The organism is Sphingobium sp. EM0848 (assembly GCF_013375555.1).
In the GTDB taxonomy this organism is placed as follows: domain Bacteria; phylum Pseudomonadota; class Alphaproteobacteria; order Sphingomonadales; family Sphingomonadaceae; genus Sphingobium.
Window position 1 is genome coordinate 2,530,819 of sequence record NZ_JABXWB010000001.1, and the last position, 18,102, is coordinate 2,548,920.

Annotated in this window: 16 protein-coding genes and 2 tRNA genes; 14 read left to right on the top strand and 4 right to left on the bottom strand. The window is 64.5% G+C overall.

All coding sequences use genetic code 11. The features are described 5' to 3' along the window. The first annotated feature begins 56 nt into the window (after positions 1 to 56). Positions 57 to 4,595 carry a glutamate synthase large subunit gene (gene gltB / locus HUK73_RS12275; RefSeq protein ID WP_176592146.1) on the top strand — a complete coding sequence of 1,513 codons (4,539 nt, stop codon included), beginning with the start codon at positions 57 to 59 and terminating at the stop codon, positions 4,593 to 4,595. Between the two features lie 10 nt (positions 4,596 to 4,605). Here the strand turns inward: gltB and HUK73_RS12280 are convergent, their stop codons facing one another. After that, a complete protein-coding gene (locus HUK73_RS12280) occupies positions 4,606 to 4,950 on the bottom strand; it encodes a hypothetical protein (RefSeq protein ID WP_176592147.1) in 345 nt (114 codons plus the stop codon). 52 nt (positions 4,951 to 5,002) lie between these two features. On the opposite strand from HUK73_RS12280, the gene HUK73_RS12285 reads away from it, so the two are divergent. After that, positions 5,003 to 6,202: an IS256 family transposase gene (locus HUK73_RS12285; RefSeq protein ID WP_176592148.1), complete on the top strand. Its 1,200-nt coding sequence runs from the start codon at positions 5,003 to 5,005 to the stop codon at positions 6,200 to 6,202. Positions 6,203 to 6,232: 30 nt separating this feature from the next. Here the strand turns inward: HUK73_RS12285 and HUK73_RS12290 are convergent, their stop codons facing one another. Continuing rightward, complete coding sequence (locus tag HUK73_RS12290) at positions 6,233 to 6,511, bottom strand: hypothetical protein (RefSeq protein WP_176592149.1); 279 nt, start codon at positions 6,509 to 6,511, stop codon at positions 6,233 to 6,235. Positions 6,512 to 6,660: 149 nt separating this feature from the next. On the opposite strand from HUK73_RS12290, the gene HUK73_RS12295 reads away from it, so the two are divergent. The 12 genes from HUK73_RS12295 to HUK73_RS12350 all read left to right on the top strand — a co-directional run bounded on the left by HUK73_RS12295 (position 6,661) and on the right by HUK73_RS12350 (position 16,376). Continuing rightward, positions 6,661 to 6,747 (top strand) — tRNA-Leu (locus HUK73_RS12295). A gap of 375 nt (positions 6,748 to 7,122) precedes the next feature. Continuing rightward, a complete protein-coding gene (gene lptB / locus HUK73_RS12300) occupies positions 7,123 to 7,908 on the top strand; it encodes an LPS export ABC transporter ATP-binding protein (protein ID WP_176592150.1) in 786 nt (261 codons plus the stop codon). Positions 7,909 to 7,959: 51 nt separating this feature from the next. Beyond that, positions 7,960 to 9,480, top strand: a complete 1,521-nt coding sequence (rpoN, locus tag HUK73_RS12305; RefSeq protein ID WP_176592151.1) for an RNA polymerase factor sigma-54 — start codon at positions 7,960 to 7,962, stop codon at positions 9,478 to 9,480. 52 nt (positions 9,481 to 9,532) lie between these two features. Then, entirely contained in the window at positions 9,533 to 10,384 is an 852-nt protein-coding gene (locus tag HUK73_RS12310) for a D-amino-acid transaminase (RefSeq protein WP_176592152.1), read from the top strand. 233 nt (positions 10,385 to 10,617) lie between these two features. Beyond that, positions 10,618 to 11,622, top strand: coding sequence for a MarR family transcriptional regulator (locus tag HUK73_RS12315; RefSeq protein WP_176592153.1), 1,005 nt, complete (start codon positions 10,618 to 10,620; stop codon positions 11,620 to 11,622). A gap of 86 nt (positions 11,623 to 11,708) precedes the next feature. Continuing rightward, positions 11,709 to 11,784, top strand: a tRNA-Val gene (locus HUK73_RS12320). Positions 11,785 to 11,871: 87 nt separating this feature from the next. Then, positions 11,872 to 12,045, top strand: coding sequence for a hypothetical protein (locus tag HUK73_RS12325; RefSeq protein ID WP_176592154.1), 174 nt, complete (start codon positions 11,872 to 11,874; stop codon positions 12,043 to 12,045). A 53-nt stretch (positions 12,046 to 12,098) separates the two neighbouring features. Continuing rightward, positions 12,099 to 12,326: a zinc-finger domain-containing protein gene (locus HUK73_RS12330; protein WP_176592155.1), complete on the top strand. Its 228-nt coding sequence runs from the start codon at positions 12,099 to 12,101 to the stop codon at positions 12,324 to 12,326. Between the two features lie 45 nt (positions 12,327 to 12,371). Next, entirely contained in the window at positions 12,372 to 13,814 is a 1,443-nt protein-coding gene (gene tldD, locus HUK73_RS12335) for a metalloprotease TldD (protein ID WP_176592156.1), read from the top strand. Positions 13,815 to 13,869: 55 nt separating this feature from the next. Continuing rightward, entirely contained in the window at positions 13,870 to 14,445 is a 576-nt protein-coding gene (locus tag HUK73_RS12340; protein ID WP_176592157.1) for a DUF924 family protein, read from the top strand. 160 nt (positions 14,446 to 14,605) lie between these two features. Beyond that, the gene (locus tag HUK73_RS12345; RefSeq protein ID WP_013847864.1) at positions 14,606 to 14,944 is read left to right on the top strand and encodes a P-II family nitrogen regulator; all 339 of its coding nucleotides are present in this window, start codon (positions 14,606 to 14,608) and stop codon (positions 14,942 to 14,944) included. A 13-nt stretch (positions 14,945 to 14,957) separates the two neighbouring features. After that, a complete protein-coding gene (locus HUK73_RS12350; protein ID WP_176592158.1) occupies positions 14,958 to 16,376 on the top strand; it encodes an ammonium transporter in 1,419 nt (472 codons plus the stop codon). Positions 16,377 to 16,476: 100 nt separating this feature from the next. On the opposite strand, the gene HUK73_RS12355 is transcribed toward HUK73_RS12350, so the two are convergent. Both HUK73_RS12355 and HUK73_RS12360 read right to left on the bottom strand, forming a co-directional pair. Continuing rightward, positions 16,477 to 17,400 (bottom strand): phytoene/squalene synthase family protein, encoded by a 924-nt coding sequence (locus HUK73_RS12355; protein WP_369805522.1) that lies wholly within the window; start codon positions 17,398 to 17,400, stop codon positions 16,477 to 16,479. A gap of 107 nt (positions 17,401 to 17,507) precedes the next feature. Beyond that, positions 17,508 to 18,089 (bottom strand): TIGR00730 family Rossman fold protein, encoded by a 582-nt coding sequence (locus HUK73_RS12360; protein WP_176592159.1) that lies wholly within the window; start codon positions 18,087 to 18,089, stop codon positions 17,508 to 17,510. Between the last annotated feature and the right edge of the window lie 13 nt (positions 18,090 to 18,102).

Below are 18,102 nucleotides of genomic sequence, written 5' to 3' on the forward strand. Positions count from 1 at the left end.
GTGGCACAAGGATTTCCAGACAGGCTCGAACCGGACCGTACCAAGAGGAGGCGCTGATGTCCGACACCCCTTATATGGCGAGCCCCGAAGAGCGCGCGCGCCTGGCCCGTGAGGGCATGTATCATCCCGAGATGGAAGGCGATGCCTGCGGCGTCGGCCTGGTCGCCGCGACGGACGGCCGCCCGAGCCGCCGCGTGGTCGCATCGGCCATCGACGCGCTGAAGGCCGTGTGGCACCGTGGCGCGGTCGACGCGGACGGCAAGACCGGCGACGGCGCGGGCATCCATGTGGACCTGCCGGTGCGCTTCTTCGACGATGCGATCGCGGACTCCGGCCACAAGCCGCTGCCCAACCGCCTCGCCGTCGGCATGATCTTCCTGCCGCGCACCGACCTCAGCGCCCAGGAAACCTGCCGCACCATCGTCGAGGCCGAGATCATCGACGCAGGCTACACCATCTATGGCTGGCGCCAGGTGCCCGTCGACGTCTCCGTCATCGGCGAGAAGGCGCAGCGCACCCGGCCCGAGATCGAGCAGATCATGATCGCCGGCCCGATGCCGGAAGAGCGGGACGTCGCCGAGTTCGAAAAGGACCTCTACCTCATCCGCCGCCGGATCGAGAAGAAGGTGATCGCCGCGCAGATTCAGGACTTCTACGTCTGCTCGCTGTCCTGCCGCTCGATCATCTACAAGGGCCTGTTCCTCGCGGAATCGCTGTCGGTCTTCTATCCCGACCTTCAGGACGAGCGCTTCGAGAGCCGCGTCGCGATCTTCCACCAGCGCTATTCGACCAACACCTTCCCGCAATGGTGGCTGGCCCAGCCGTTCCGCACGCTCGCGCATAATGGCGAGATCAACACCATCCGCGGTAACAAGAACTGGATGAAGAGCCACGAGATCAAGATGGCCGCGCTGGCGTTCGGCGACCAGTCGGAGGACATCAAGCCCGTGATCCCGGCCGGTGCGTCCGACACCGCCGCGCTCGACGCCGTGTTCGAGGCGATCTGCCGTTCGGGCCGCGATGCGCCGACCGCCAAGCTGATGCTCGTCCCCGAAGCCTATCAGTCGGCCAGCGCCGAACTGCCGCAGGCCCATTCGGACATGTATGAATATCTTGCCTCCGTGATGGAGCCGTGGGACGGTCCCGCAGCGCTGGCGATGACCGACGGCCGCTGGGTCGTGGCGGGCGTCGACCGCAATGCGCTGCGTCCGCTGCGCTACACGCTGACCGGCGACAATCTGCTGATCGTGGGTTCGGAAACCGGCATGGTCGTGGTTCCCGAAACCACCATCGTGCGGAAGGGCCGCATGGGTCCTGGCCAGATGATCGCCGTCGACCTGCAGGAAGGCGTGATCTTCGACGATCATGAGATCAAGGACCAGATTGCGGGCGAGCGCCCCTATTCGGAACTGATCAAGGACTTCATGACGGTCAATGATCTGGCCGACGCGCCGAGCGCCCTGCCCAGCTGGGACAAGGCCGAATTGACGCGCCGCCAGGTCGCCGCCAACCTGACGCTGGAAGACATGGAACTGATCCTCGCCCCGATGGTCGAGGATGCGAAGGAAGCCGTCGGCTCCATGGGCGACGACACGCCGCTGGCCGTCATTTCCGACAAGCCGCGCACGATCAGCCATTTCTTCCGCCAGAATTTCAGCCAGGTCACCAACCCGCCGATCGATCCGCTGCGCGAGCGGTACGTCATGAGCCTGAAGACGCGCTTCTCCAACCTCCACAACATCCTGGAGCAGGACGCGCAGAACAGCCATGTGCTGGTGCTCGATTCGCCGGTGCTGACTTCCCCCGAATGGTCGAAGCTGAAGGGCCATTTCGGTCCTGCGGTAGCGGAAATCGACTGCACCTTCCCGGCCGAGGGCGGGCAGGAGCAACTGCGCGCCGCCATCGCCCGCATCCGTGAGGAAGCGGAACAGGCCGTGCGCGAGGGCCGCACCGAAATCTTCCTGACCGACGAGCATGTCAACGCAGACCGCGTCGCCATTGCCGGCGTGCTGGCGGCAGCGGCCGTCCACACCCATCTCGTCCGCAAGGGGCTGCGCAGCTACGCGTCGATCAACGTGCGCTGCGCCGAAGCGCTCGACACCCATTATTTTGCGGTGCTGATCGGCGTCGGCGCGACCACGGTGAACGCCTATCTGGCCGAAGCCAGCATCGCAGACCGCCATGCGCGTGGCCTGTTCGGCGATCTGACGCTGGAGGCGTGCTTCGAACGGTTCCGCGTCGCGATCAACGAAGGCCTGCTGAAGATCATGTCCAAAATGGGCATCGCGGTCATCAGCAGCTATCGCGGCGGCTATAATTTCGAAGCGGTCGGCTTGTCCCGCGCGCTGGTCAACGATCTCTTCCCCGGCATGCCCGCGAAGATTTCGGGCGAAGGTTATCAGTCGCTCCACTATAGCGCCAAGATGCGCCATGACGCCGCCCATGACAGCGCCGTGGTGCGCCTGCCGGTCGGCGGCTTCTACCGCCAGCGCAATGGCGGCGAGACGCATGCCTATTCGGCGCAGCTGATGCACCTGTTGCAGACCTCGGTCGCGACCGACAGCTATTCGACCTATCTGCAGTTCTCGCGCGGCGTGCGCGATCTGCCGCCGGTCTATCTGCGCGACCTGCTGGAGTTCAACTTCGCCCGCGAAGCCGTGCCGATCGATGAGGTCGAGGCGACCACGGAGATCCGCAAGCGCTTCGTGACGCCGGGCATGTCGCTGGGCGCGCTCAGCCCCGAAGCGCATGAAACGCTGGCCATCGCCATGAACCGCATCGGCGCCAAGGCCGTGTCGGGCGAAGGCGGCGAGGATGCGAACCGCTTCAAGCCCTATGAAAATGGCGACAATGCCAATTCGGTGATCAAGCAGATCGCGTCGGGCCGCTTCGGCGTCCATGCCGAATATCTGGGCAGCGCCGAGGAAATCGAGATCAAGGTCGCGCAGGGCGCCAAGCCCGGCGAAGGCGGCCAGCTGCCCGGTTTCAAGGTGACCGAGTTCATCGCCAAGCTGCGCCATGCGACGCCCGGCGTGACGCTGATCTCGCCGCCGCCGCACCATGACATCTACTCGATCGAGGATCTCGCGCAGCTCATCTACGACTGCAAGATGATCAACCCCCGCGCTCGGGTTTGCGTCAAGCTGGTCAGCCAGGCCGGTATCGGCACGGTGGCGGCGGGCGTGGCGAAAGCCCACGCAGACGTCATCCTCGTCGCGGGCCATGTCGGCGGCACCGGCGCCTCGCCGCAGACTTCGGTGAAATATGCGGGCACGCCATGGGAAATGGGCCTGTCGGAAGCCAATCAGGTGCTGACCCTCAACGGCCTGCGTCATCGCGTGAAGCTGCGCACCGACGGCGGACTCAAGACTGGCCGCGACATCGTGATCGCGGCGATCCTGGGCGCGGAAGAGTTCGGCATCGGCACGCTGTCGCTGGTGGCCATGGGCTGCATCATGGTGCGTCAGTGCCACAGCAACACCTGCCCGGTCGGCGTCTGCGTGCAGGATGAGAAGCTGCGCGAGAAGTTCACCGGCACGCCGGAGAAGGTCATCAACCTCATGACCTTCATCGCGGAAGAGGTTCGCGAGATCCTCGCCCGTCTGGGCTATCGCAGCCTCGATGAAGTGATCGGCCGCACCGAATTGCTGAAGCAGGTCAACCGTGGCGCCGAGCATCTGGACGATCTCGACCTCAACCCGATCCTCGCCAAGGTGGACGCGCCCGACGATCAGCGCCGTTTCAGCCTGACCGAATGGCGCAACGCCGTTCCGGACAGCCTGGACGCGCAGATGATGAAGGACGCCCGCGCGGTGTTTGAACGCGGCGAGAAGATGCAACTCACCTATACGGTGCGCAACACGCATCGCGCCGTGGGCACCCGCCTGTCGGCCGCCGTGACCGAGCGGTTCGGCATGTCCAGCCTTGCGGACGGTCATCTGACCGTGCGGCTGCGTGGTTCGGCGGGCCAGTCGCTGGGCGCCTTCCTCTGCAAGGGCATCAAGCTGGAAGTCTTTGGCGACGCCAATGACTATGTCGGCAAGGGCCTGTCGGGCGGCATCATCACGGTGCGCACGACCGTCTCCTCGCCGCTGTCGAGCAAGGACAACACCATCATCGGCAACACCGTCCTCTACGGCGCGACCAGCGGCAAGCTGTTCGCGGCGGGTCAGGCCGGGGAGCGCTTCGCCGTCCGCAACTCGGGCGCGCAGGTGGTGGTCGAGGGCTGCGGCGCCAATGGCTGCGAATATATGACCGGCGGCACGGCGGTCATCCTCGGCAAGACCGGCGCGAACTTCGGCGCGGGCATGACCGGCGGCATGGCCTTCATCCTCGACGAGGATGGCAGCTTCCCGACCCGCGCCAATCCGGAGAGCATCATCTGGCAGCGTCTGGAAAGCGCCCATTGGGAAGCGGAGCTGAAGTCGCTGATCGCCCAGCATGCGGTCGCAACCGACAGCAAATGGTCGAACACCATCCTGGACGATTGGGATCGCTGGCGCCGTTATTTCTGGCAGGTGTGCCCGAAGGAAATGGTGAACCGCCTCGCCCACCCGCTGAGCGATGCCCCGGCGGAAGTGGTCGCCGCAGAATAAGCGGCCCCGCTTAGTTGGAAAGAGCAGCGTCCGCCGGGATATCCTCGGCGGGCGTTTTGCTATTGGAAAGCTGCGCGATTCTGACCGTGCCCCAACTGCCCCCGTTCTCCCCCGCCGCGAAACGCTCGACCGACGCTGACAGCGGGTGGGCGGGCGGCGGTTCGCTATTCCCCACCGGAATCGCCTCATTCTGCGCTGCATGATCGCGCACCATCGGATCATTCATACCGTCCCAGCCCGCCCTGTCGGGATCGTGCCCCGCCGAGTGGTGTAGGTTCTGAGGGTAGCGAAACTGACCGGACGCGCGCTCATCGATAAAGCGCTGTAGCGGCCGGTCAGTTTTGCGGGTGGCCATCGGCGAACTTCGGATAAGCTTGGGTTGCGAAACTCAACTTACGGAGACACCGATGACCAAGGACATGATGGACGTGCAGTCGTTGATTGGGAAGAGCGCCGATGGCAATTTCCTGCGTGAGATGATTGGTTTTGCGGCGCAGCGGCTGATGGAGATGGAGGTTGGCGGCCTGACGGGCGCGGCGTACGGGGAGAAGGCTCCTGAACGTCTCGCCCAGCGCAACGGCTATCGCGAGCGGGACTGGGAGACGCGGGCCGGCACGGTGGAGCTGCGGATTCCCAAGCTGCGTAAGGGAACCTACTTCCCCGGGTTTCTGGAGCCGCGCCGGATGGCGGAGAAGGCACTGACCGCTGTCATCCAGGAGGCGTACATTCAGGGCGTCTCGACGCGGTCAGTCGACGATCTGGTCAAAGCGATGGGCATGAGCGGGATCTCAAAAAGCCAGGTGAGCCGCCTGTGCGAAGAAATCGACGTACGCGTGAAAGCTTTCCTCGAGCGGCCGATCGAGGGCGACTGGCCGTACGTGTGGCTCGATGCGACGTACATCAAGGTTCGCCGGGAAGGCCGGATCGTATCGGTTGCCGTGATCATCGCAGTCGGCGTGAACAGTGACGGCCGCCGCGAAGTGCTCGGCATGACGATCGGTCATTCCGAGGCGGAGGTTTTCTGGACCGAGTTCCTGCGCAGCCTGGCGCGCCGCGGCTTGCGGGGCGTGAAGCTTGTGATCTCCGATGCCCATGAGGGTATCAAGGCTTCTGTCGCCAAGGTGTTGAGCGCCACTTGGCAGCGGTGCCGTGTGCACTTCATGCGCAACGCCTTGGCGCACGCCGGAAAGAGCGGCCGCCGCGTCGTCTCAGCGTTCATCGCAACCGCCTTCGCCCAGGACACACCCGAAACGGCAAAAACCCAGTGGCGTGCGGTCGCAGACCAGTTGCGCTCTTCCGTCCCGAAGCTGTCCGCCTTGATGGACAGTGCCGAGGAGGACGTCCTGGCGTATATGACCTTCCCGGCTCAGCATCGCACCAAGCTTCACAGCAACAACCCCATCGAGCGCCTCAATGGCGAGATCAAGCGCCGCACCGAGGTAGTCGGGATCTTCCCCAACGAAGAAGCCATTACCCGACTCGTCGGCGCTATCTTGCTGGAACAGAACGATGAATGGTCGGTCCAGCGGTCCCGCTATATGACGCTTGAGAGCGTCGCGGGATTGAGCGATAATAGCCTCATCACGTTGCCCAACATGGCAGCGTGATCAACCCGGCCTAGCCGGAGATCGACGTGGCTACGCCCGCGATCCTACACCACGCAATGGGACACGATCCCTGTCGGCGGCCATTTGCCGGTCGGCCAGCGCCGGGCCGCAGCCCTTGCAAGTGACGATCGCAGGTCCGTTCAAGGCGACCGGATCATAAGCCGCGCTGTCGCCCCGCGCCGGCGCGTCAGGCAGAGCCGTTTCCATCGCGGGCCGGGGCAAGGCCGTGGCGTAAAGCCCAAGGCCATAGCCGCCGATCAGCGCCGCCCCCGCACAAGCCGATGAAAATAACCAGAAGCGCGCAGACATGGAACGACCCTTCCTTTTCCTCCGCTCGCTCCCCGACTTTCTCTATCCAAAATAACGCAGATGCAGATAGGTTGTTGCATGACCCAAAAGCCTTTGCTAAGGGCCGCCTCCTACCAAGGCACCGGCCCCGCCGGTTCCCCGGAAAATGTGCGGTCGTGGCGGAATTGGTAGACGCGCAACGTTGAGGTCGTTGTGGCCGAAAGGCCGTGGAAGTTCGAGTCTTCTCGACCGCACCATTTTCAAACCATCGGAAATGATCATTGCCTTCGGGCAACCGGCGCGCTTTTGCCGGCGAGCGGCGTTGAAAGCGGGCGGGCCAGTCCCAATCTTGCCGCGGTTCATGGCCTTAAGGGTCAATCGACATGCAGATGATGACGTGCCGAAAATGGTGATTTTTCGTGACCGGAGCGCAGCGTACTAAAAGTAGGTGAGCACCGGAAGCACGGAAAAGCGCCATTTGCAGGCCGTCAGGGCTGAATGTCGATTGACCCTGGCCGGCATAGACGATTTTCCCCCTTGCCCCAGCGGCAATCCCATGCACAAAGCTTGCCAATTGCCGCGCGGGATAGGGACACCCCCGCGATCAATCATCCGGCAGCAAGGACGATGTGATGGACGACGTGATGATGCAGGACAAGACAGCCCCGGCATCGCCCCTTTCGCCGCAGGAAGTGGGAGAGGGCCTGTCCGTCATCTCCATCGCCAAAAGCTATGACAAGCGCGTCGTGCTGGCCGATGTCTCGCTGACGGTCGGCAAGGGCGAGGTGGTCGGCCTGCTTGGCCCCAATGGCGCGGGCAAGACGACCTGTTTCTATTCCGTCATGGGTCTGGTGCGGCCCGATCACGGCCGCATCGTGCTGGACGGGCAGGATATCACCGGACTGCCCATGTATCGGCGCTCGATCCTGGGCCTGGGCTATCTGCCGCAGGAAACATCGATCTTTCGCGGCTTGACCGTCTCCCAGAATATCAGCGCGGTGCTGGAACTGGCCGAACCCGACAGGGAAGCGCGGGCGGCGCGGCTGGAGCAGTTGCTGGAGGAGTTTGGCCTGACGCGGCTGCGCGATTCATCGGCCATGGCGCTGTCGGGCGGTGAACGCCGGCGCTGCGAAATTGCCCGCTCGCTGGCGGCCAATCCGTCCATCGTCCTGCTGGACGAACCCTTTGCCGGGATCGACCCGCTCTCCATCGCCGATATTCGCGATCTGGTGAAGCAATTGAAGACCCGTGGCATCGGCGTCCTCATCACCGACCATAATGTCCGCGAGACGCTGGAAATCGTCGACCGCGCCTGCATCATCTATGACGGCAAGGTGCTGTTCGCGGGCAGCCCGACCGAACTGGTGGCCAATGCCGATGTGCGGCGGCTCTATCTGGGCGAGAATTTCTCGCTTTAGCATGACTGGCGCGCGGCCCCTTCCCCGGCTTGACGGCAAGGGCAGCGGCTGATGGCGCTCGCGCCCCGCCTCGACCTGCGGCAGAGCCAGTCGCTCGTCATGACGCCGCAGCTCCAGCAGGCGATCAAGCTGCTGGCGCTCTCCAATCTGGAAATCGAGGCTTTTGTCGCGGGCGAGCTGGAGAAGAATCCGCTGCTCGAAGCCGGAGGCCCTGCCGAGGATTTCGCACAGCCCGCCGCCGATGGCATTGACCGGGAAATGGAGGCCCACGCCGTCGCGGCGGAGGTCGGCCCAAGCGACCAGTTGATCGGGCAGGGATTGGGCGGTGCCGATTCGCCCCTCGACGTCGATTATGGCGCGGAAACCTTCATCGACAATGGGCCCGGCGACCGGATGGCGGGTCCTGCGGGTGGGTCGAGCGGCATGGACCTGCTTTCCCCCGGTAGCGGCGAAGCGCCCGATTTCGACAGTTTCGCCAATCCCGAACAGGGGTTGCAGGAACATCTGATGGATCAGGCCCGCGCCGCACTGACCGACATGGACCTGCTCATCGCGACCCAGTTGATCGGGCAGATCGATGAGGCGGGGTATCTGGAAACCAATCTGCTGGAGATGGCCCATGCGCTCGGCGTGCCGCTCCAGGCGGTCGAGCATGTGCTGGGTGTGATTCACAGCTTCGACCCCAGCGGCGTCGGTGCACGGTCGCTGTCGGAATGTCTGGCGCTCCAGGCGAAGGAAGCCGATCGCTACGACCCCTGCATGGCGAAGCTGCTCGCCAATCTCGATCTGCTGGCCAAGGGCGCCCTGCCCCAGCTGCGCCGGATATGCGGCGTGGACGAGGAGGATATGGCGGACATGATCCGCGAACTGCGCGGCTATGACCCCAAGCCCGGACTGCGCTTTTCCCATGAAAGCGCAGCCCCGGTGACGCCCGACCTGTTCGTGCGGGCCACGCGCGAGGGCTGGGCAATCGAGATCAACAGCGCTACCCTGCCCCGCCTGTTGGTCAACCGCAGCTATTATGTCGAACTGGCTTCCGGCCCGCAGGACAGGGTGTCGAAAGCCTGGCTGGCGGATTGCCTCGCCAGCGCCAACTGGCTGGTGAAGGCGCTGGACCAGCGGCAGAAGACCATCATCAAGGTCGCAAGCGAGATCATCCACCAACAGGAGGATTTCTTCCGCAAAGGGGTGGAATATCTGAAGCCCCTGACCCTGAAGGCCGTGGCCGACGCGATCCAGATGCATGAATCGACCGTCAGCCGGGTGACGTCGAACAAATATCTGTCCTGCCCACGCGGCCTTTATGAACTCAAATATTTCTTCACCAGTGGCGTCGCGGCGGCGGGCGGCGACGGCGCAGTGTCGGCCGAGGCGGTGAAGAGCCATATCAAGGCGCTGATCGGCGCCGAGACGCCCGATGCGATCCTGTCCGACGACACGCTGGTCGACCTGCTGCGCGCCAAGGGCATGGACATCGCCCGGCGCACCGTCGCCAAATATCGGGAATCGATGGGCATCGGCTCCTCCGTCCAGCGGCGCCGGCAGAAGGCATTGCGCGGGCGAGCGGCTTGACCGCAAAGCTCCGGCAAGCCAGATCGGCCGCTTCATATCAAGGGATCGCATCATGTCCGTCGCCTATCTGAACGGCCGCTTCGTGCCGCTGGAACAAGCCCAGATCTCCGTGCTGGACCGCGGTTTCCTGTTCGCGGACGGCATTTATGAGGTCGCGGCGGTGATCGACGGCAAGCTGGTCGACAGCGCATCCCATCTCGCCCGGCTGGAACGCTCGACCGACGCGATCGGTATCGTCCTGCCGCTCTCCCTTGCGGAGATCGAGGCGGCGCAGAAGGAACTGGTGGCCCGCAACGCGCTGACCGAGGGGCTGGTCTATCTCCAGATCACGCGCGGCGCCGATGCGACCCGCGATTTCCTGCCCTCACCCGGCCTCCAGCCGACGCTGCTGATGTTCACCCAGGTCAAGCCCTTTCTTGACGTGCCTGCGGTGCGCAACGGCATAGCGGTCGCGACCATGCCCGACCTGCGCTGGGCGCGGCGCGATATCAAGAGCGTCGGTCTGCTGGCGCAGGCCATGGCCAAGCGCGCCGCGGCCGATGCGGGCGCGCAGGAAGCGTGGATGGTCGAGGACGGCTTCGTCACCGAGGGCGCCTCCTCCACCGCCTTCATCGTCACGGACGAAGGCATCGTCACCCGGCCCTATAGCCGGGCAGTGCTGGCGGGCTGCACAGGCGCGGCGCTGGGCGCTCTGGCGGAGGAAAGCGGCATTGCCGTCATCCGCCGCCCCTTCACCGTGGGCGAAGCCCTGACGGCGAAGGAGGCGTTCATCACCAGCGCCTCGACCCTCTGCCAGTCGGTGGTGCGGATCGATGGCCAGACCATCGGCACCGGCACGCCGGGTCCCGTCGCGATGCGGCTACGCGCGCTGTATATCGACTTCGCCCGGCGCACGGCGGTCTGAAACCCGCCCGGTTACGAATGGAGCCACGCAAAACTTGATCCATTTCGGATGGAGGCCATCCCCGCCATTTCGGCGGCGCAAGACGCTCCATTTCGGTGTTCCGCTACGGCAACGGGCCGCCAAGGGCGACAGGGGAGGCCCGTCCAAAAGGGAAAATCTCCATATTGGAGAATGGCTTGGCTGCGTAATGGTGCTTTTGCGATAAGCTGCGGCCAACAGAGGGAGAGATCGGCATGGGAATGGATCAATCGGACATCGGCTTGGGCACATCCCTGGACCTGCCCTTTGGCGCGAAGGACGAGCGACCGGGCCTGTTGATCCTTGCGGACGACATCTATCTGGATGACGCCAAAGCGCTGAGCCGGGCGGCGGGCCTGCGCCTGCTGGGCGCGGTGCCGCTGGAACAGGCATCGATGCGGCTGGACGTGCAGATCGGCTGCGACGTCATCCTCTGTTTCTGCCCGTCGCCGGACGCCATGGTCGAACGCCTGCTGGTGCAGATCGAGACGCTGGCGATGCAGAACGACATGCCGGTCATCATCGTGGCGGGTCTGGATGCCATCGACCTTGCCTATGCCTCCATCCGCAGCGACCGCACGCAACTGCTCTGCATGCCCTCCCATAGCGATCTGGCCGCCGCGCTGCTCGCCGCCGCAAACGGCGCGCAATCGCACACCCTCCATGAGGCGACGCGGGACAGCGAGGGGCTGCGCCTGCAGCAGTTGAGCGAGGAGGTGAGCCGTCTCGCCCGCACGCTGGAGGCGCTGACGCTGCGGCCCCGCCATGCCACCCCCTCTTTCGAGCTTGGCCCGCGCATTTCGGACCAGCCCAGCGACTATATCGGCATGCCGGCGCTGGAACCGATCGGCAGCGCGGACAAAAATGCCGACGCCGTGGAGGTCGACGCGGCGCAGGTGCGCGATCTGTTGCGCGCGCGGCGGCTGCGCGACGATTTCCTGCCCGCCGACCTGTTCGCCGATCCCGCCTGGGACATGCTGCTGGACCTGCTCGCGGCGCGGCTGGAGCATGAGCGGGTGTCGGTGTCCAGCCTGTGCATCGCCTCCGCCGTGCCGCCGACCACGGCTTTGCGCTGGATTCGCACGCTCACTGAAAAGGGCTTTGTCCGCCGCCATGCCGACCCGCATGACGGCAGCCGTATATTCATCGCGCTGGCCGATCATACGGCCGAAGCGATGAGCCGCTGGTTCGCCGCCAGCCGCCGTTTCCTGTGCGCATGACGAATATCCTGTTTTGGCGGCTTGACCGGCGGGCGGATTGCCGTAGATAGGCGCGCACCGACGATCATGCCGTCAGCATGGACATCGGGCGATTAGCTCAGTTGGTAGAGCGTCTCGTTTACACCGAGAATGTCGGCGGTTCGAGCCCGTCATCGCCCACCATCCCCCTTCATCCGAAAGCTGCTTGCCGCACGGCCGCGATGGTTTATTGTCCGCCGCGCGTCAGGCTTTTGCGAGGCACCCGATCCCATGTCTCTCACGGTCCTTTTCGGCGGCACCATAGCGCCCTTTCTGTTGATCTTCTCACCGCTGTCGCTGGCGGTGGCCCGCGATTGCCTCGATTGGGAAGCGCCAGGCAAAGCGGTCGATGTCGCGACGAAAAAACCCTGCCACAGGAAAAGACCGCCGATTCTGCTGATGTAACCGGCTTTCGGGGATATTGCAGCGCAACGTCGGCGCTGCTAATCGGTGCCCCCATGATCCAGCCCCCTGAAATCATCCGAGTCACCAAGTCCCGCGTCGCCTGCGACGGATCGGGCGAAATTCCTGCCGCGCTCGGCCATCCGCGCATCTTTCTTGAGATTGACGAGCATGGCTATATCGACTGCGGTTATTGCGACCGCCGCTTCGTGCTGGCGGGTGGCCCGGCCGATACCCCGGAAATCGCGGGCCTGCCGGACATTTCCTCGGGCGCCAGCCTCTAAACAAATCGGTTGGGCTTGTGACCTGCCGCTCCTATATCGGGCGGCATGACCGACGCTGCTCCCCAGTTCACCGACGCCCGTGGCCTGCTTTACCGCCCCGGCCTGCTCGATCCCGATGGCGCGCGCCGCCTGACTGCCGAAGCGCTCAAAGGCTGCGACGATGGCGAGCTGTACCTGCAATATCGGGCGAGCGAGAGCTTCGGCTTTGACGACGGCCGGTTGAAGACCGCCGATTATTCGACCGATGCGGGCTTTGGCCTGCGCGGCGTGTCGGGCGAGATGACCGGCTTTGCCCATGCCAACGACATCAGCGAGGCGGCGATCCGCCGCGCCGCCGAGACGCTGACCCTGCTCGATCCGGCCAAGGGGCAGGCTGCCCCCCCGCCGCAGCACACCAACCGCCATCTCTACACCGACGTCAATCCGCTGGAGATCGTGCCCTTTGCGGAGAAGGTGACGCTCTGCGCCGCCATCGATGCTGCTGCCCGCGCCCGCGATCCGCGCGTCGCGCAGGTTTCGGTGAGCCTGGCGGGAAGCTGGTCAGTGATCGAGATCGTGCGCGCCGACGGCTTCACCGCCACCGACATCCGCCCGCTGGTGCGGCTGAACGTCTCCGTCATCCTGGAGGAAAATGGCCGCCGCGAAACCGGCGTGTTCGGCATTGGCGGACGCTATCTCTACGATCAGGTGATGGACCCGGCGATCTGGAATCGGGCAATCGATGAGGCATTGGCGCAGGCGCGGGTCAATCTGCGCTCCGTGGCCGCGCCTGCGGGCGAGATGACCGTGCTGCTGGGGCCGGGCTGGCCGGGCGTGCTGGTCCATGAGGCTATCGGACACGGGCTGGAGGGCGATTTCAACCGCAAGGGCACCAGCGCCTTTTCCGGCCGCATCGGCGAAAGGGTGGCGGCGCCGGACGTCACCGTGGTCGATGACGGGGCGATCATGAGCCGGCGCGGCTCGCTCTCCATCGATGACGAGGGCACGCCGACCCGCGAAAATATGCTGATCGAGGATGGCATCCTCAAGGGCTATATGCAGGACCGCCTCAACGCCCGGCTGATGGGCGTCGAGCCGACCGGCAACGGCCGCCGCGAAAGCTATGCCCATGCGCCGATGCCGCGCATGACCAACACCTTCATCAAGGGCGGGAAGGACGATCCCGAAGAGCTGCTGTCCCGCATGAAGTCAGGCATTTTCGCGAAGAGCTTCGGCGGCGGGCAGGTCGACATCGTGTCGGGCAAGTTCGTCTTTTCCTGCACCGAGGCGTACAAGGTCGAGAACGGCAAGCTGGGCGAGCCGATCAAGGGCGCAACGCTGATCGGCGACGGGCCGACCGCGCTGACCAAGGTGATCGGCGTCGGCCATGACTGGGCATTGGACGAAGGCATCGGCATGTGCGGCAAGGGCGGGCAGAGCGTCCCCGCCGGTGTCGGCCAGCCGACGCTGCTGCTGGAAGGCCTGACCGTGGGCGGCACGGCAACCTGAGCCGCCGACGCCATGGATTGAGGAACCAGCCGCCCCTTTCGACTTTATCCCTGTTATGAACATGTTGACCGACAGTCATGATGCGGTGACCGCCGATTGGGCGGCGGCACTGCTGGATTTCTGGTTCAACCGCATCGGCGAGGCAGGCTGGTGGGGCCACGACCCGGCGCTGGACCGGCAGTGCGCGGCGCAATTTGGCGATCTGTGGGCAGAAAAGCGCCGGTTGCCGCCCGGCGATTTCATCGATCGCGCCGACGACGCACTGGCGGCGGTGCTGCTGTTCGACCAGTTGCCGCGCAACATGTTCCGCCATTCAGCCCAGGCCTTTGCAACCGACGAACTGGCGCGGGAGGTGGCGCGCGGCGCCATCGCCCAGGGCTATGATATCCAGATCAGCGGCGCGGGTCGGCTGTTCTTCTACATGCCCTTCCAGCATAGCGAGGATCTGGATGACCAGAAGCTGTCGCTCAGCCTGTTCGAAGGGGCCGGCGACGCCCAATCGCTGGACTTTGCGCGGCAGCATCATGCAACCATCGAACGTTTCGGTCGCTTCCCCCATCGCAATGCCGTGCTGGGCCGGGCGACGCTGCCCGAAGAGCGGGAAGCCGCAAAGCAGGGGGAAGGCTGGTAAATCCAGCAGTGCTGCCTAAAATTTAGGCAGAGCCGCCCGGCTGCACAATTTTTCAGCGGCTTGTGCAAATCCGCCGCGCAAAAACCCCGCATGATCGCGCCTTTTACAAATTGGCACGGTGCTTGCTGGTATGTCGCTGCACACCATTAGAGGGGGCGACATGAAACTTGTCATGGCTATCATCAAGCCGTTCAAGCTTGACGATGTCCGCGAGGCACTTTCCTCGCTCGGCATCGCCGGCATGACGGTGAGCGAAGTGAAGGGCTTCGGCCGCCAGAAGGGGCAGACCGAAATCTATCGCGGCGCCGAATATTCGACCAACATGGTTCCGAAGATCAAGATCGAGGTGGTCTGCGACGACGACCTCGCGCCCCGCGTCGTGGAAGCCACGCAGGCGGCGGCCAATTCAGGCGCCATCGGCGATGGCAAGATCTTCGTCCTCGATGTCGAGCAGGCGGTGCGCATCCGTACCGGCGAGACCGGCGAAACCGCACTGTAAGAAGGGGGAATTGATGACCTTTTCCAAGAAACTTTGCGGCGTGATGGGGGCGGTTGGCCTGTCCCTGCTCGCGGCCGCACCGGCGCTTGCCGCGCCGATCAAGGCACCAGCCGCCGCTGCCATGGCCGGCATGGTCAACAAGGGCGACGTCGCCTGGATGCTCGTCTCGGCCGCTCTGGTCCTGATGATGTCGATCCCCGGCCTCGCCCTGTTCTACGGCGGTCTGGTCCGCACCAAGAACATGCTGAGCGTCCTGATGCAGGTGTTCATGATCGTTTCGGTCACGGGCCTGCTCTGGTGCTGCTACGGCTATTCCGTCGCCTTCACCAGCGGCGGTGAAAACCACTTCTTCGGCGGTCTTTCCAAGGCGTTCCTGATGGGCGTCGACGGCACGACCTATGCCGCGACGTTCAGCAACAACGTCTATCTGCCCGAACTGGTCTATGTCGTCTTCCAGATGACCTTCGCCATGATCACCCCGGCGCTGATCGTCGGCGCCTTTGCGGAGCGCGTGAAGTTCTCCTCCCTGATCGTGTTCGTCGTTCTGTGGTCGACTGTCGTCTACTACCCGATCGCGCACATGGTCTGGTATTGGGCCGGTCCGGACTTCCTGGCTGACACCCCGACCGATGGCGGCTTCCTGTGGGCCATGGGCGCACTGGACTTCGCCGGCGGCACCGTCGTCCACATCAATGCCGGTATCGCTGGCCTGGTTGGCGCCCTGATGATCGGCAAGCGCGTCGGCTTCCCCAAGGAGCCCATGCCGCCGCACTCGCTGACCATGACCATGATCGGCGCCAGCCTGCTGTGGGTCGGCTGGTTCGGCTTCAACGCCGGTTCCAACCTGGAAGCCAATGCCGTCACGGGCGTCGCCTTCATGAACACCATGGTCGCCACCTGCGCGGCAGCCGTCAGCTGGGCGCTCATCGAACAGATCCATCATGGCAAGGCTTCCCTGCTGGGCGCCGTCACTGGTGCGGTCGCCGGTCTGGTCGCCATCACCCCGGCTTCGGGCTTCGGTGCGCCGATGACCTCCATGGTCCTGGGCTTCGCCGTTTCGCCGGTCTGCTACTTCTTCGTGGCATTCGTGAAGGGCAAGCTCGGCTATGACGACAGCCTGGATGTCTTCGGCGTCCACTGCGTCGGCGGTATCTTCGGCGCCATCGCGACGGCGATCGTCGCCGACCCGGCGCTGGGTGGTCAGGGCTTCTTCGACTACACCGTCTTCCCGTCGGTCGTCGGCAAGTACGACATGGCCGCGCAGATCATCACCCAGATCAAGGCTGTCCTGTTGACGCTGGTCTGGTCGGGTGTCGGCAGCGCGATCCTCTACTTCATCATCGACAAGACGATGGGTCTGCGTCCGAGCAAGGAAGCCGAAATGGAAGGTCTCGACCTCTCCAGCCATGGCGAACGCGCCTACAATTACTGAGATCGGCAGGGCGGGCCGATCGACAAAGGCCCGCCCGCCTCACCCTGTTCCTCCTGCGAACAATCCTTGGGGCCGATACGCAAGTATCGGTCCCTTTTTTTCAGGTCCGGGGTCGGGTCCAGAGCGCGGCGGACCGCAGCGTTCCGGCAGGCCAGCGGCGAGCGCGGCCGGGAAGCTGAAGGCCCGCGCGCAGGACCCAGCCAAGCTTTTCGTTCCTGGATGTGGTCACGCGATGGTCCCAGGCATGTTCGCCCCGGCGGGCGACTTCGCGGGCGATGCCGCCATAGATTCCGGCGGCGGCCAGAACGGCCCAGGCGGACCGAAGCGGCAGAGCGCCGGTCCCATGGCGGGCGCTCTCCTCATAGGCAGCGGCCCTATCGGCAAGGCGGCGCGCAAGAATGGCAAGGCGCGGACGCACCCAGGGCTTCATATGTTCACCGGGCGGGATATCCATTTCGACCAGCCATTCCTCAGGCAGATAGCAGCGGTCGGCGACTTCATCCTCGCTGATGTCGCGGGCGATATTGGCAAGCTGGAAGGCAAGGCCAAGGTCGCAGGCGCGGTCGAGCATGGCTTCATCATCGGGGTCCACACCCATCAGGATCGCCATCATGCAGCCGACCGTGCCCGCCACATGATAGCAATAGCGCAGCATGTCGGCTTCGCTGCGGGGCCGCCATTCGCGCGCGTCGAGGGCAAAGCCTTCGATCAGGTCATGGGCATAGCGCTGCGGAATGGCGCATTCACGCATGACGAGTCCAAAGCCATCAAAGGCCGGATCGCCGGTCGGATCGCCATGAAGCGCCGTGCTGGTGAGGACGCGGATGGTCGACAGGCGGGCCTGACCATCGGCCACGCCGCGCATCGCGCCGCCATGATCCTGCCCGTCCGCGATATCGTCGCATTTGCGGCACCAGCCATAGAGCAGCCATGCCCGTTCGCGGGTTTTGCGGTCGAACAGCTTCGATGCCAGAGCAAAGGAACCGGAACCGCGAGCGATGCTCTCACGGGCGTAGGCGATCAGGGTCGCGCGGTCTGGCGGGACAGCGGTCAGGGTCACTTCCCTGACATGCTCTCCCCCGTCCGCCGCGTCGAGTCACTTGCCCGCCGGCAAGGTGCGCGGCAGGCAAGTCAGAGCCGGTCGGCTTTCATCGTGAAGATGGTTTCATGGGGTTGATAGGCCGCCATATGATCGAGCAACGCTTCGATGGCGTTGGCGTGGATCAGGATGTTCGCATGCTGCGCCCGGATGAAACCGGCTTCGACCATATGCTGGTTGAAGGCAATAAGCTGGTCGTAGAAGCCCGCGGCATTGAGCAGGCCCACCGGCTTATGATGATAGCCAAGCTGCGCCCAGCTTATCGCTTCCCACAACTCGTCCATCGTGCCGACGCCGCCCGGCAGGGTGACGAAACCGTCCGAAAGGTCGGTGAAAAGCTGCTTGCGCTGATGCATGGTCCGGACGACGTGCAGTTCCGTGCAGCCGCGATGCGCGACTTCCGCGCCGACCAGCGCCTCAGGGATGACGCCGATCACTTCGCCGCCCGCATCCAGCGCGGCATCCGCCACCGCGCCCATCAGGCCCAGACGGCCGCCGCCATAGACGACGCCGATGCCGCGTTGGGCCAGCACGCGCCCGACATGGCGGGCGGCTTCGACAAAGGCGGGATCGGCCGGGGTGGCCGAACCGCAATAGACAGCCAGTCTCTTCATAAATCCTTCAATC

Excerpts from the sequence above, each read along its gene's own strand:
- HUK73_RS12310 (WP_176592152.1), top strand. The coding sequence starts at position 9,533 with ATGTCCGTCGCCTATCTGAACGGCCGCTTCGTGCCGCTGGAACAAGCC.
- lptB (WP_176592150.1), top strand. The coding sequence starts at position 7,123 with ATGGACGACGTGATGATGCAGGACAAGACAGCCCCGGCATCGCCCCTT.
- HUK73_RS12315 (WP_176592153.1), top strand. The coding sequence starts at position 10,618 with ATGGGAATGGATCAATCGGACATCGGCTTGGGCACATCCCTGGACCTG.
- HUK73_RS12325 (WP_176592154.1), top strand. The coding sequence starts at position 11,872 with ATGTCTCTCACGGTCCTTTTCGGCGGCACCATAGCGCCCTTTCTGTTG.
- HUK73_RS12285 (WP_176592148.1), top strand. The coding sequence starts at position 5,003 with ATGACCAAGGACATGATGGACGTGCAGTCGTTGATTGGGAAGAGCGCC.
- tldD (WP_176592156.1), top strand. The coding sequence starts at position 12,372 with ATGACCGACGCTGCTCCCCAGTTCACCGACGCCCGTGGCCTGCTTTAC.
- HUK73_RS12345 (WP_013847864.1), top strand. The coding sequence starts at position 14,606 with ATGAAACTTGTCATGGCTATCATCAAGCCGTTCAAGCTTGACGATGTC.
- HUK73_RS12350 (WP_176592158.1), top strand. The coding sequence starts at position 14,958 with ATGACCTTTTCCAAGAAACTTTGCGGCGTGATGGGGGCGGTTGGCCTG.
- HUK73_RS12330 (WP_176592155.1), top strand. The coding sequence starts at position 12,099 with ATGATCCAGCCCCCTGAAATCATCCGAGTCACCAAGTCCCGCGTCGCC.
- HUK73_RS12280 (WP_176592147.1), bottom strand. The coding sequence starts at position 4,950 with ATGGCCACCCGCAAAACTGACCGGCCGCTACAGCGCTTTATCGATGAG.
- HUK73_RS12290 (WP_176592149.1), bottom strand. The coding sequence starts at position 6,511 with ATGTCTGCGCGCTTCTGGTTATTTTCATCGGCTTGTGCGGGGGCGGCG.
- HUK73_RS12340 (WP_176592157.1), top strand. The coding sequence starts at position 13,870 with ATGAACATGTTGACCGACAGTCATGATGCGGTGACCGCCGATTGGGCG.
- rpoN (WP_176592151.1), top strand. The coding sequence starts at position 7,960 with ATGGCGCTCGCGCCCCGCCTCGACCTGCGGCAGAGCCAGTCGCTCGTC.
- gltB (WP_176592146.1), top strand. The coding sequence starts at position 57 with ATGTCCGACACCCCTTATATGGCGAGCCCCGAAGAGCGCGCGCGCCTG.
- HUK73_RS12360 (WP_176592159.1), bottom strand. The coding sequence starts at position 18,089 with ATGAAGAGACTGGCTGTCTATTGCGGTTCGGCCACCCCGGCCGATCCC.